Source organism: Pseudomonas sp. NUPR-002 (assembly GCF_056322725.1).
Map to the genome: position 1 here is coordinate 3297514 of NZ_CM150476.1, position 12461 is coordinate 3309974.

The window sequence follows — 12461 nt, forward strand, 5'->3', positions numbered from 1 at the left end:
ATGCCTGGAGCCTTAATGTCAACGCGACAAACCGCAGCCTGCAGCCTCAAACAAACATGTTTAAAGCAATAGCGTAACTTGTAAGTTATTTCCTGTTTATACACAAACTCACAACCCTACAGACAAACAACTCAGCAACATAGAATTACAAATACCGATTTGATAATTCAAAGAAACGCGACAAGCATGATTACCACCAAGCAACCAGCCACACAAGAAAGGAACTCTTGTATGCCTGAGCATTACCAAAACACCCCAATAAGTGTGATTTTCACATGAGCGCTAACACAGCTCTACGGCATTCGGACAATGCCGTAATGCTTGAACTTTCCATGCAGCTGAAAGCGTATCAGTATGTCAGTTGCCTCCAGTATCCGGCGCTACCCGTTACGCAACTGGGCGGCGAAACCTGTGATGCATTCAATGCCAGCTGGGACAGGTTAGAAGCGGACGCTTATTTAGGTGCGCAACACGGTATCCGCAAGCGCAGAATCTGCAAGTTCGAGTATCTTCAGCGAGAAAGACGCTGGAAGCCCCTCGACGATTGTCGCTTCTACCAATCCGCAACCGACAACCCGCTGCTGGGTGGGCTCGAGCGTATCTATGCGCGCAGCGAGCCGGAATTCACTGGTTCGCCGGTGCTCATGGCCTTGCTGGCCGCCGACCTGACGTTGATGGACTTCACCGTTGGGCCGCACGACTGGCAGGTGACCTGTCACCAGTTCAGAACCCTTTGCGACCCACACAATCAAGGCCAGGCTACACCCGAAGGTCGTCACCGCGACGGGCATGACTTCGTTTTTCAGCACCTGATCAAACGCGAGTCAGTCACAGGAGGTGAAAGCCGAATATACCGCGAACACGCAGAACTTGTATTCAGTGCAACGCTGACCCGTTACATGGAAACAATCGTGTTGAATGATCGCGCACTCTTGCATGAAGTTTCCCCACTGCAAACGTTTAAAGGCGCACAACAGGGTTGGCGTGACATGTTGATTATCGATTTCGACAGGATAAACCACTGATGAAAGGTTCAGCTTCTTTAGCCGCCACCTGCCCCAGCACGTACAACTATATTATCGAACAGTTCAATCAGGCACTTGTCAGGCGCCACACAACACTTTCACTTACCGCCAATGAAAACATACTGTCTGAAACCGCACGAACACTCGGACAAAACCGTCATTACGACCGCTATTTATTCAACGCGGAAACTGCGACGGGACACCATTACGCGGCTGAGTTCAACGGCATGCATGTCGAACATTTTCCCGAGGTCGATGAGCTCAAGGCCCTGGCCACCGAGGCTACACAGTCGATGTTCAACGCCGCGTTCGTGGAGTACCGAGTGCTTTCCGGCGTTCATTGCACGCTGAGCGTGCTGGCCACCCTCACCAACCCCGGCGACACGGTTTTCTCCCTGGCGCCAGCGTGCGGCGGGCATTTCGCCAGTCGGCCAATGGTGCACAACATCGGCAGGCGCAGCCGCTTTTTGCGCCTGGATAACCACGGCCAGATCGATCTGGCCGGGTTCGACGAACAGCTTCACGGGCTGGGCCACCAACCTGCGGCGGTGTTGCTCGATCACGGCCTGACAACCGCTGTGATCGCCATCAGACCGTTGCGCGAGCTGCTCGACCGCCACGGTTTCAGGCGCACCCTGATCATTTACGACGCTTCCCATACCCTCGGCCTGATCGCCGGCCAAACCTTTGCCAACCCGCTCGATGAAGGTGCGGACATTCTGCAGGGCAATACCCACAAGTCACTGCCCGGTCCACACCGGGCGTTGATTGTCTGTCGGCGCGCCGACCTGGCGCAGCAAATCGAGCAGTCGATCAGCGCGGGCCTGGTGTCCTCGCCCAACCTGCCAAGCCTGCTGCAACTGTTCATGACCCTGGTGGAAATGCACCACTACGGCAAGGCCTACGCCCAACGCATGTGCAGCAATGCCCGACGCTTGCAAGGCGCGCTGGCGGACGTTCCCGGCTGGACCGTACAGCCCACCGACACCCATCTGCTGCTGCTCGAAGGCGCTCGCTGCGATCAGGCCGCACAACAGCTCAACGAGCTGGGGATACGGGTCAACAACAAACGCATCGGCAGCCGCGAGTGCTTGCGTTTCGGGGTTCAGGAAATCACCCGCCTGGGTATCAGCGGTCAGGACCTGGACGCCCTCGCAGCCATTGTCGGCAACGTGTTGAGCAACAGCATTGACCCTGCCGACCGTCATCGCCTGGCGCACATTTGCCAGCGCCTGAACCGGGTGCATTACAGCTTTGATCAGCAGGTGCAGCCATGAGCGCACCTGGCTGCCTGATTATCGGCAACATACGCGACGGAGAGTATGAAGGACTGATTGCCGAAGGCATCACCCCCGTGCTGATTGCCGACACCAGCACAACCGCCAAGATTGCCAACCCAGCACTGCTGCCTGCCACGGCGAAGTACGACTTTTCCAAAGGGCTGAGCGCTGAGCTGGTCAAGCTGACGCAACAGTTGTTGGACGAGCATGCGTTCACCAGTGTGCTGAATTTCCGTGAAGGCTATGTAGCAATCACCGCCAGGCTGTGCTCGGCACTCCCAGCCTTGGCCCATCTGCATCGCAACGTCGAAAACACCCTGGACAAAGCCTTGCAACGTCGATGTTTCGAGCAATCGAGCAACCCAGACCTGCAGGTGGTTTCTCAGCACGTGCAGATCGAGGATCTGCTCGGCCGCCCGCACGCGCTGCCCTACCCGTTCATCCTCAAACCGGCGAACCTCTACAGCAGCCTGTTTGTACGCTGCATCCATAACGCTGAAGAGTTGCTGGCGTACAGCTGCAATGAATGGCCGGCACTGCAGCGTTATGTAGCCGGTAAACACCTGAGCTCGGATCAGTTGCTGCTGGAGGAGTACCTGCAAGGCTCGAACCATTCGATTGATTGTGCCATCAGCCCTGACGGTTCGATCAGCAGCTTCCCGATTGTTGATGTGATCACCGGAGTGGACATGGGACGCGGCGATTTTCATCACTTCGCCCGCTACAGCCCTTCGCTGCTCGAGCCTGACCTGGACCTGAAGCAGCGCTGCCATCAACTGGCCCACGATGCAGTGAATGCCTTGGGGCTCAAAGGCACCTTTGCCCATGTCGAGTTCATCCTGACTGCCCGCGGGCCGAAAGTGCTGGAGGTCGGTGCGCGTCCGGGCGGCAGCCGCATTCATGTGACCCGCCAGACGTGGCAATTGCCGCTGGAGGTCTGCTATCACCGCGCCCTGTCCGGGCAGGCGTTGCCTCAGGCTGGCGCCGTGCTGCGCCCGTTCGGCATCGTCACACCGTTTGCCCGCACAGATCGCACTTACGACGGCCTGCATCAGCTTGAACGCCTGCGCATGCTAGCGGGCTTTCAGCGTTGGTATGCCTATGTGCAGCCAGGCGAACGCATCGGCCCGGTCAGCAGTGGCTTTCAGAATTACCTGTATATTGAGTTCCACCAAGATGACACCGCCAGCTTGCGCCAATCGCTGCTGGCCGTCGCCGACTGTGACCTGTATGCCGAAAAGCCCGCAGCAACTCAGGGTAAACACGTGCTGCTGATTGGAGGACGCGACTCGGGGTTGGACTGGGACACAGCGCAGCGCTTTTGCTTCACCCTTGTCCAGCACCCTGCACAGCTGACCGACTATCAGCGTGAACACGCAACCCTGGTGATGACATCCGACCTCGCGGATCTGGACAGTTACCGCGACACGATCGAACGGCTACACCAACAACAGCCGTTCGCTGCCGTCGTTTCGTTTTGCGAAGCCGGCCTGCTGCCGGCCTCGCAGTTGGGGGCGCAGCTAGGCATCACCCACAACAGCCTGCACAGTGTCGAAGTCAGCCGCGACAAACTGCGCTTGCGCCAGCTGTTGCACAACAGCCCCTACGCCTTGCCGGCTGCGGCTATCAGCAGTCGCGAGCAAGCCCGCGCCTTTGTCCGCCAGCATGGCCCAGCGATCGTCAAGCCTGTCTGCGGTTCCGGCAGTCAGGGCGTCTATGCCATCGACACCGTCGAAGCCGTCGAACTTCTGCCATTGACGGGACACAACCTGATCGAAGCGTTCGTCAGCGGCGAGGAGTACAGCGTTGAATCGCTGAGTCTGGACGGCCAACACCAGATCCTCGGCATCACCCGAAAGTACACCAGCGGCGCCCCGAGCTATATCGAAACCGGGCATGACTTCCCCGCGTGCCTGGACGACGCCCACCGCAGCCAGATCGAGAGCGCCGTACTGTGGCTGCTCGAACGTATTGGCAACCGCTGGGGCCCGGCGCACAGCGAAATCAAGATCGATGGCCAACGCCTGCATGTCATCGAAACCCAGACCCGCTTCGGCGGCGACCAGATCTGGGAAATGGTCTGGAAAACCACGGGTGTCCATCTGGCGGCCGCGACCATTACCGCGATGACCGGCTGCCCATTGCCCGCGCAAACAGGCACTTACCAGCAAATGGCGATCCGCTTCATCGAAGCGGCTGTAGGCTGTGATCCGGCACAGCTGCACACACAACTACTGCAATACCCTTTTGCCCTGCGGGCAACCCTGCACTCCGAGTCCTTTGGCCGTCCCATCCAATGCTCCGGCGACCGCCATGGTTATGTGCTGCTGGGCTGTCGTGACGACCGCGAGCGGGCCTCCTTCAACAGCGTGATCTCCCACCCACCGTTCATCCACCAAGGACAGGCGCAATGACCCACAACGACCACCTGTATTACCTCGATGGCCCAATCAGCGCGAATTTCCCGTCAATTGCCTTTTCCACCAACGTCTACGACAACCCGGCGGACATTCTGGGCTCGATCACCGATCTCGCCCGTTACTTCAATGCCGTGGAGTTCGAGATCGGCGAAGATGCCGAATCAGTGTTCTGGTCAATGAGCGACGATCAGCGCCTGACGCTGGCTCGGCAAATCCGTCAATTCACCGAACAGCACTCTATCACCCTGACGGTGCATGCCGGATGGTGGGGCCGTCAGTACAACCTATGTGCCAGCGATCCGGGCGAGCGTGCCCAAGCGGTGAACTGCCTGAGCGCCGCCGTGGTGTTTTCGCGCGAGGCCGGGGCCAGCAGTGTCACCTTCCACCCTGGTTACAGAGACCACCTGGATAATCAGGGGCTGCTGACCAACCTGATCAGCGCCATCAACCAGGTCACCGACCGCTGTGATACCGGCACACTCGCGCTGTGCCTTGAGAACATGGGGGGGCAACGCCCGAGTTTTCCGGTGTTCACTGTCGAAGAACATGTCCAATTTCATGCCCAGACCGGCTGCTTCCTAACCATCGACGTCACTCACCTGTGCTCGTTATTCCCTTACGGTCCCAGCCTGTTCGCTGCTATCGAAGCGCTAGCGCCGATCACCCGCCACCTGCACATCGCCGACCTCAACGACACCCATCATCAGCACTTGCCGCTCGGCGAAGGCAACCTGCGCCTGAGCGATGTGCTCAACCGCTTTGCCCGTAACGGCTATCGCGGGGTGGCGGTGGTAGAAGAGTTCATTCCACGCTTCTCCACCGAATACTATCTGGAGAAGGCGCTGGCCTATAAGGCCGGCGTGCATGAACTGTGTACCAGCCGTCATGCCGGTTGACGTCAGCCGCGCTGTGGCAGCACCACGCCGCGAAATCGCCTGCGCCATCGCTGATGCCCTGCCGTTCGTGTTCTCGCTGCTGCTGACCTTCAGCCTGATCGGCATGCTCGGACGGCGCAGCGGTCTGGACCTGTCGGCGCTGGTGGTGTTCAGCGGTCTGGTCATGGCCTCGCCGCTGCAACTGACCTTGTTGGAGACACCGGCACATCTGTTGAACAGCGCCGCTGTTGTACTGGCGGCGCTGAGCATCAATCTGCGCTTTCTGGTGTTCACCCTGAGTCTGAAGCCCAGCCTTGAAGGTCCGGTAAAAGCGTTTGTCCCGGCGTTAGCGGTGATGGCCAATGCCGCCTTCACCCTGATGTGCATCCGCAAACAGCAGCAGCCGATCAGTCGCCCCTACGCCAACACCGTGTGCTTCGTGCTGTACGCCGCCGCCCTGCTCGGGACGGTAGCGGGCTATTGCTTCGCCGGCCTGGCCGCCGAAGCGCTGATGGAACATGTCAGTGTGGTGATTGCGATCTTCATCAGCGCTTCGCTCGGCCAGATGGCACGTGAGCGCCACATTTTTCACGCCCAATGGCTCGCCGCGCTAGCCACGGTGGCAAGCCTGCTGTGGCTGGGGCAGATCAGTTTGCTGCTGGTGCTCAGCGTCACCGTACTGACGAGTTATGCCTATGACCGAGACTGATACCTTCTGGCGTTATGTGCTGATCTGCGCACTGGTCTCGGTAGTCTGCCGCCTGCTGCCACTGCTGGTGGACGTGCAGCGGCTTTCCGGTGGCGCGCAGGCGTTTATCGAGCGACTGGGCAAGTACACCTCCGTGGCGATGCTGGTCAGCTTGCTGGCGGGCGCGTTGTATCCGTTGGCCAGCCAACAGGTATTGAGTGCGGTGTGGTTCGGGCCGGTGGTCCTGGCCTGGTTGCTGAGCCTGACCCGTCTGCCGTCCTACTATACCTTTCTCATCGCACTGGGGGCCTATGCGCTGGGCACCTATGCACTGGCAGTGCTGTATTAATCGTCAATTGACGCGGAACCAGCCCCCATGCTCTCCTACACACCTTGTTACGGGTGCCCTTCACAGGGTGAAACGGGAAACCGGTGCCCATGTGCTTGTTGTTCAAGCCATGTCAGTCCGGTGCTGCCCCCGCAACGGTAAGCGAGCGAAGCGTCAGATCCACTGTGCAGTTGCATGGGAAGGTGATGCTTGCCGGGAGGCCAACGCCACCCCCTCGCGAGCCCGGAGACCGGCCCGCAACAGTGTGCACACAAGCACCACAGAACATAACAAACCCGCGGTGGGCGGGCGCTGTTCGAACCTCTGCGTGCCCGGCCCGCAGGGGTTTCATGCGCTCTATCCACCCGCTGACACTTCAGAGGGAAGCGCCATGTCGATCATCAGCAGCACCGGCAGCAACACAGACAACATTTCCGTCAGCACCACCCTGGCCCAACGCCTGACGGCTGCGGTCTGCGCCTCGATCCTGGGCCTGTGCCTGGTCTACTTCGCCGGTTTCTCGCGCATCGAAGCGGTACACAACGCCGCCCACGATACCCGCCACAGCGCCGCTTTCCCCTGCCACTGAGTAGCCAGCAATGATCAAGCGTATTGCCCGTACCGCCGGGTTTACCGGACTGTTGGCCGCCCTGCTGCTGACCCTGCTGCAAAGTTTGTGGGTGACGCCGCTGATTCTCAAGGCGGAAACCTATGAAAGCGCCGCGCCCGCCGTTGAGGCGCATGAGCATGCCCCGCGCGTGGCTGCCGATCACCACCACGACAGTGAAGCCTGGGCGCCGGAAGACGGCTGGCAGCGTGTGCTGTCGACCACCGGCGGCAATCTGGTGGTTGCAGTGGGCTTTGCCCTGATCCTTGCCGCGCTGTACACCCTGCGCGCACCGAAAAGCGTGATCAGCGGTGCACTCTGGGGCCTGGGCGGCTTTGCCGTGTTCTGCCTGGCGCCGACCCTGGGCCTGCCAGCGGAGCTGCCGGGAACCGCCGCCGCTGACCTGGCCCTGCGCCAGGCCTGGTGGGTGGGTACCGCCGCTGCAACTGCAGTGGGGCTGGCGTTGATCGTGTTTGCCCGGCACTGGCTGTTCAAGGCACTGGGGGTTGTGCTGCTGGTGGTGCCGCATGTGATTGGCGCGCCACAGCCTGAGGTGCATGAAATGTTGGCACCCGAAGCGCTGGAAGCCGAGTTCAAGGTCGCTTCGCTGTTGACCAACGCCGCGTTCTGGTTGGCCCTGGGCCTGATCAGCGCCTGGTTGTTCCGTCGCCCACGCCAGGCCTGAACGACATGCAGGTGTTCGTCGGCCTGGGTTGCCGACGCGGTTGCTCGGTCAAGACCCTGAGCAACCTGTTGCATCACACCCTCAAGGCTCACGACCTGCCACTGGCCAGCGTCGTGGGCCTTGCCAGTATCGACCTCAAGCACAACGAGCCAGGGCTGCTGCAGTTGGCCCAACAGCTCAAGCTCCCCCTGGTGTTCTTCAGCGCCGCGCAACTTGCCGCCTATGAGCCCTGGCTGAGCCATCGTTCAGCGGTTGCCTACCAGCACAGCGGTTGCTACGGCGTTGCCGAAAGCGCCGCCCTGGCCCTGGCCGAGCAGCTCGCCGGCCCGGCGCAGTTGCGGGTGCCTCGCACTTTGAGCAGCGACGCCAGCCTGGCATTGGCCACGGCCCCAGGCTTTAGCGGATAATCCGCCCTTTGTTTCCCAAGGATTGTGCATGACTGTCTATTTCATCGGTGCCGGCCCGGGCGATCCCGAGCTGATTACCGTCAAGGCTCAGCGCTTGATCCATCGCTGCCCGGTGATCATCTATGCAGGCTCGCTGGTCCCCGCTGCCGTGCTGGAAGGGCATCGCGCGCACACCGTGATCAACAGCGCTGAATTGCATTTGGCGCAGATCATTGAAGCCATCAAGCAAGCGCACGACCAGGGGCAGGATGTCGCGCGGGTTCACAGCGGTGACCCGAGTCTGTACGGCGCCATTGGCGAGCAGATCCGCTACCTGCGCGAGCTGGGCATTCCTTACGAAATCGTGCCCGGGGTTACCGCCGTGGCGGCCAGCGCCGCCCTGCTCGGCTGCGAACTGACCCTGCCCGACATCGCCCAGACCGTGATCCTCACCCGCTACGGCGACAAATCGCCGATGCCGCCTGGCGAGCAACTGGCCGACCTGGCCCGCCACCGCAGCACCCTGGCGATTCATTTGGGGGTCAAGCACCTTGAGAAAATCGTCGTAGAACTGCGCCCGCACTATGGCGGTGATTGCCCGATCGCGGTGGTGCATCGTGCGACCTGGCCTGACCAGGACTGGGTGCTCGACACCCTGGATGGTATTGTCCAGCAGGTACAGGCCAAAGGCTTTCGGCGCACAGCACTGATTCTGGTTGGCCACGTACTGGCCAGCGACAGTTTTGCCGAATCGGCGCTGTACCGTGCCAGCCATGCTCATTTGTATCGTCCCTGACGGAGAACTGGATCATGCTTGAACTGCGCCCGTGCTGCGAATGCTGTGGCCGTGACTTACCCGGTGACAGTCCGGAGGCGTTGATTTGCTCGTTCGAATGCACCTTCTGCACCGACTGCAATGCGCGCACGCTCCAAGGCCAGTGCCCCAACTGTGGCGGTGAGCTGGTTAAACGGCCTGCCCGGGCGGCGGAGAAGCTGGTCAAGTACCCGGCCTCGACTACACGCATCGTCAAACCACACTGCTAAAGGCACTGTGTAGGAGCGGGCTTGCCCCGCGATAGCGATAGGTCAGTCACATCGCATCGCGGGGCAAGCCCGCTCCTACACGGGGTCATGGGGTTTGGTATTGGCTCAGGTATTTGTCCAGGGTCGCTTTGTCACCGCTGCCATCGTCGGCCACTTGCCACAAGCGCCGCTCGATGCCTTGTGCCAGCAGGTGCCCCACGGCCGCTTCGATGGCCGACAGCACGCACAGCTGGGCCGGTTCGTTGGTGGTGTAGCCCACTTCCGCTTCCAGCAGCTTCTTGAACTCGATGAATTTGAACACCCCGGCGCTGCGCCCAACCGAGTAGATGGTTTTGCTGGTCATGACGTTGGCCAGCACCTGCCCACTGCGCACGTCCACCGCCCGCAAGTTGACCGAGACCTGGTCGACCCGGTACTCACGGGAGATGTCGATCCCCAGGTAACGCGCGCCCTCACCCCCACTGCGTACGTTGGTGTCATAGGCAATGATGCCGCCCTCGAGCATCAGGTTGGCCGCCTGCAACGGTGGCAGTTCGCCTTGAATGTTCAGCGGCGCATCCGGTTTTTTCTGCGAGGCGCGGATGATTTTGCGTTCGGTCAGCAGGTTCTGCAGCCCTTCACGCTCCAGCACCACGAACCAGCCGCTGGCCTGCAAGGCATCCATCAGCATGCTCGCCGCGCCTTGGGTGACGCTGGTCGAGAATGAGCTGGCCGGGGTCGGTTTGTACTGCCCGGTCTGGTCACGGAAACCGTAAACCACCGCCATCAACCGGCCTTTAGGGCGCGGCATGTTAAGCAGGTCGTAGTAGGTCGAGGCCCGCGGGGTCAGCGTCGGACTTTCGCTGTCTTGCTCAGCCGGCATTGGCTCGCGCAGGCTGCAGCCTTGCAAGGTGGCCAGGATCAGCAGTGTGGTCAGAAATCGTTTCATGATTGTCACTCCCCATTTCCTGGCCTTTCAAGGGTTCAGGCCATTGACCAGAACTTCTGATATTTCACCGGTTGCGCGGTCGGTAATCTGGATGGTCAACGCGCCGGAATCATCCAGTACGTTGATGATGAAGGCATCAGTCTGCAGGCTGCCGGTGGTGCCGTTGTTGATGTTATTGAGCAGCTGCGACAGCAAACGCGACTCCAACTGGCTGGTGAAGCGCTCCAGGGCTGAAGTGCCGGCGAGTGCCGAAGCACGGTCCTTGATGGCCGGGTCTTCGTGGTCGTTCTGCGCCTGGGCGTTATTGAGCAGCCAGGTACCGTTGAGCGGGTTGCCGCCAAAGGCCGGGTTGACCGGGGTGTACACCAGTTCAGTGGCGTTGGCCTGGCTGCACAGGGCAGTGAGCAAGACCAGAGAGGCCAGGCGGGAGGTTTTGTTGTTGTTCATAGCTCGTCCCTCTCAAGATCGGTGGTGTCCTGCAGCAGCATCTGCAGCTTGCGCTGGATGATCTGCTCCTTGACCAGGTCAGCCGCCTCGTATGCGGCGTCCTTCAGTTCTGTGGTGTTGGGTGGCAGAAAGCGCCGGTAGATCACGCGTTGTTCAAACTCGACCGTTACCAGGCTGCCCCAGCGTGCATCCGGCCGCTCCCGTACCACCAGGTTGAAGTCCAGACGGCTGGTGGCACGCAGCCGCTCGGCGAAGCTGTAATAGAAGTCATGGCCGATGTGCGAGATGGTGTTGTCGACGATAAAGCCCATCATCTCGTCCTCGGCGCCGCCTCGCGCGGTGCCGGTCAACAGCACCAGGGCCAGGGCGCAGGTGGCCAGGCGGCGGTTCATTGCCCTGCTCCTTGTGCCGGGCTTTTAGTGCCACTGGCGGCAGATTCGGAAAAGGCTTTTTCCGCCACGAACTGCCAATCGGAGTAATGCTCCAGGCCATCAAAGTCCGACCACTGCGCGGCGAAACCGGTCTGCTTCATCGGTGTCAGGTCAGATTGGCTGTAGACCCCAGTGATACGGCCATCAATCGAGCGCAACAGCCCCCATTCATCGCTGCCGGTAATCGGGTCGGGGTACAGGCGCCGCAGATGACGCTTGATCCCGGGGTAGCGTGGGTCTTCGAGCAGCTCGTCGAGGGTCTGCGGGTATTGCGCCAGGCCCGGCGACTCGCGGTAATAGCTGCGCAGTGCCTGGGCATACTGGGTACCGACCCAGAGCAGGTCACGCTCACGATCGCGCAGGCCCTGGGTTGACCACAGGGTAACGGTCGAGCTCAGGGCGATGCCGGTCACGGCGATCAGCAACAGTACCCCCAGGTAGGTGAAACCTGCCTGATCGGCGCTACCACTCGGCATAGAGGCTGCCATCGCGCGCCCTCCCGGTTGCACCGCTCTTGATATCCGCCACCGCGCCACTCACGCCTTCTGGCGGTGCCACCACTTGCCAGCTGTCACGGCGCTCGGTGATCGGGTCCAATGGCGGATTGCGCAGGTAACGTTGCTCGACCAGTTGCTCCAACGACTCGGGATAATGCCCGGTGTCACCGTAGTAGTGGTCGAGCGCTTCGCGCATCACCGCCAGGCTCTGGCGCAACGTAGCCTCACGCGACGTTTCCAGGCTCTGGAAGTAGCGCGGCATGGCGATGGTCATTAAGGTGGCAATGATCGCCATCACCACCAGCAACTCGATCAGGGTAAAGCCTTGGTTGCGTCGCATGCTGATCACCACTGCCCGTAGGCGATGCCGTTGAGGCCCTTGCCCGGCGCTTTGGAGTAGACATCGAAGACGTCCTCCCCTTCGCGCGGGTTTTGCCCCGAACTGTCATAGGAACGCAGCCCCCAGCCCCCCTCGTCGTCGGCCTTGCGGCTAAGCAGCGGGTCGTGGGGAATGCGCCGCAGGAAGTAGAACTTGGCACCTTTGGCGCTGCGCACGTCACGCACACCGTCGACCAGCACCTTCAGGCTGGGCGGATAGCCAGTGGCGTTGAGCGACTTTTCGATGTAACCGGCGTCAAACGCCCGTTTGTACGCGTCGATAGCATCGCGGATCTGGTACAGCGCGGTTTTCAGCTCCTGCTCCTTGCCGCGGCGCACCAGGGTTTCGGTGAGCGGCGCAGCAATCGAGGCCAGCAACCCAAGCAGCGCCAGGGTCAGCATCACTTCGATCAGGCTGAAACCTGCTATCGCGCGTTTCATG

17 protein-coding genes and 1 riboswitch are annotated in these 12461 nt (G+C 60.7%); of the genes, 11 read left to right on the top strand and 6 right to left on the bottom strand.

Annotated elements, in window-relative coordinates; genetic code table 11:
• The first annotated feature begins 317 nt into the window (after nucleotides 1-317).
• The 11 genes from ACVWSC_RS14945 to ACVWSC_RS14995 all read left to right on the top strand — a co-directional run bounded on the left by ACVWSC_RS14945 (nucleotide 318) and on the right by ACVWSC_RS14995 (nucleotide 9338).
• A complete protein-coding gene (locus ACVWSC_RS14945; RefSeq protein ID WP_442107301.1) occupies nucleotides 318-1025 on the top strand; it encodes a 2OG-Fe dioxygenase family protein in 708 nt (235 codons plus the stop codon).
• Nucleotides 1025-2302, top strand: coding sequence for a PLP-dependent aminotransferase family protein (locus ACVWSC_RS14950; RefSeq protein ID WP_442107303.1), 1278 nt, complete (start codon nucleotides 1025-1027; stop codon nucleotides 2300-2302). The genes ACVWSC_RS14945 and ACVWSC_RS14950 overlap by 1 nt, the downstream gene beginning before the upstream one ends.
• Complete coding sequence (locus ACVWSC_RS14955; RefSeq protein WP_442107305.1) at nucleotides 2299-4719, top strand: ATP-grasp domain-containing protein; 2421 nt, start codon at nucleotides 2299-2301, stop codon at nucleotides 4717-4719. The genes ACVWSC_RS14950 and ACVWSC_RS14955 overlap by 4 nt, the downstream gene beginning before the upstream one ends.
• On the top strand, nucleotides 4716-5621 hold the full coding sequence (locus tag ACVWSC_RS14960) for a sugar phosphate isomerase/epimerase family protein (RefSeq protein WP_442107307.1): 906 nt from the start codon (nucleotides 4716-4718) through the stop codon (nucleotides 5619-5621). Before ACVWSC_RS14955 ends, ACVWSC_RS14960 begins: the two co-directional genes overlap by 4 nt.
• Nucleotides 5590-6309, top strand: coding sequence for an AzlC family ABC transporter permease (locus ACVWSC_RS14965; protein WP_442107309.1), 720 nt, complete (start codon nucleotides 5590-5592; stop codon nucleotides 6307-6309). The genes ACVWSC_RS14960 and ACVWSC_RS14965 overlap by 32 nt, the downstream gene beginning before the upstream one ends.
• Entirely contained in the window at nucleotides 6296-6637 is a 342-nt protein-coding gene (locus ACVWSC_RS14970; RefSeq protein ID WP_442107311.1) for a hypothetical protein, read from the top strand. Before ACVWSC_RS14965 ends, ACVWSC_RS14970 begins: the two co-directional genes overlap by 14 nt.
• A gap of 34 nt (nucleotides 6638-6671) precedes the next feature.
• A riboswitch (cobalamin riboswitch) is annotated at nucleotides 6672-6889 on the top strand.
• A 118-nt stretch (nucleotides 6890-7007) separates the two neighbouring features.
• Nucleotides 7008-7205, top strand: coding sequence for a CbtB domain-containing protein (locus ACVWSC_RS14975; RefSeq protein WP_442107313.1), 198 nt, complete (start codon nucleotides 7008-7010; stop codon nucleotides 7203-7205).
• Between the two features lie 10 nt (nucleotides 7206-7215).
• A complete protein-coding gene (locus ACVWSC_RS14980) occupies nucleotides 7216-7908 on the top strand; it encodes a CbtA family protein (RefSeq protein ID WP_442107315.1) in 693 nt (230 codons plus the stop codon).
• Nucleotides 7909-7913: 5 nt separating this feature from the next.
• A complete protein-coding gene (locus ACVWSC_RS14985) occupies nucleotides 7914-8315 on the top strand; it encodes a cobalamin biosynthesis protein (protein ID WP_442107317.1) in 402 nt (133 codons plus the stop codon).
• 28 nt (nucleotides 8316-8343) lie between these two features.
• Nucleotides 8344-9090: a precorrin-4 C(11)-methyltransferase gene (cobM, locus tag ACVWSC_RS14990; protein WP_442107319.1), complete on the top strand. Its 747-nt coding sequence runs from the start codon at nucleotides 8344-8346 to the stop codon at nucleotides 9088-9090.
• Between the two features lie 14 nt (nucleotides 9091-9104).
• Entirely contained in the window at nucleotides 9105-9338 is a 234-nt protein-coding gene (locus tag ACVWSC_RS14995) for a DUF1272 domain-containing protein (RefSeq protein WP_442107321.1), read from the top strand.
• Between the two features lie 85 nt (nucleotides 9339-9423).
• Here ACVWSC_RS14995 and ACVWSC_RS15000 read toward each other — a convergent pair whose 3' ends face one another.
• Genes ACVWSC_RS15000 through ACVWSC_RS15025 form a run of 6 tightly spaced genes read right to left on the bottom strand, consistent with a single transcriptional unit; the run spans nucleotide 9424 to nucleotide 12460 of the window.
• On the bottom strand, nucleotides 9424-10266 hold the full coding sequence (locus ACVWSC_RS15000) for a CsgG/HfaB family protein (RefSeq protein WP_442107323.1): 843 nt from the start codon (nucleotides 10264-10266) through the stop codon (nucleotides 9424-9426).
• A gap of 27 nt (nucleotides 10267-10293) precedes the next feature.
• Entirely contained in the window at nucleotides 10294-10713 is a 420-nt protein-coding gene (locus ACVWSC_RS15005) for a curli assembly protein CsgF (protein WP_442107325.1), read from the bottom strand.
• On the bottom strand, nucleotides 10710-11105 hold the full coding sequence (gene csgE / locus ACVWSC_RS15010; RefSeq protein ID WP_442107327.1) for a curli production assembly/transport protein CsgE: 396 nt from the start codon (nucleotides 11103-11105) through the stop codon (nucleotides 10710-10712). Before csgE ends, ACVWSC_RS15005 begins: the two co-directional genes overlap by 4 nt.
• Nucleotides 11102-11632, bottom strand: coding sequence for a type II secretion system protein (locus ACVWSC_RS15015; RefSeq protein ID WP_442107329.1), 531 nt, complete (start codon nucleotides 11630-11632; stop codon nucleotides 11102-11104). The genes csgE and ACVWSC_RS15015 overlap by 4 nt, the downstream gene beginning before the upstream one ends.
• Nucleotides 11607-11981 carry a type II secretion system protein gene (locus ACVWSC_RS15020; protein ID WP_442107331.1) on the bottom strand — a complete coding sequence of 125 codons (375 nt, stop codon included), beginning with the start codon at nucleotides 11979-11981 and terminating at the stop codon, nucleotides 11607-11609. The genes ACVWSC_RS15015 and ACVWSC_RS15020 overlap by 26 nt, the downstream gene beginning before the upstream one ends.
• A 5-nt stretch (nucleotides 11982-11986) precedes the next feature.
• A complete protein-coding gene (locus ACVWSC_RS15025; RefSeq protein WP_442107333.1) occupies nucleotides 11987-12460 on the bottom strand; it encodes a prepilin-type N-terminal cleavage/methylation domain-containing protein in 474 nt (157 codons plus the stop codon).
• Nucleotide 12461 lies beyond the last annotated feature (1 nt).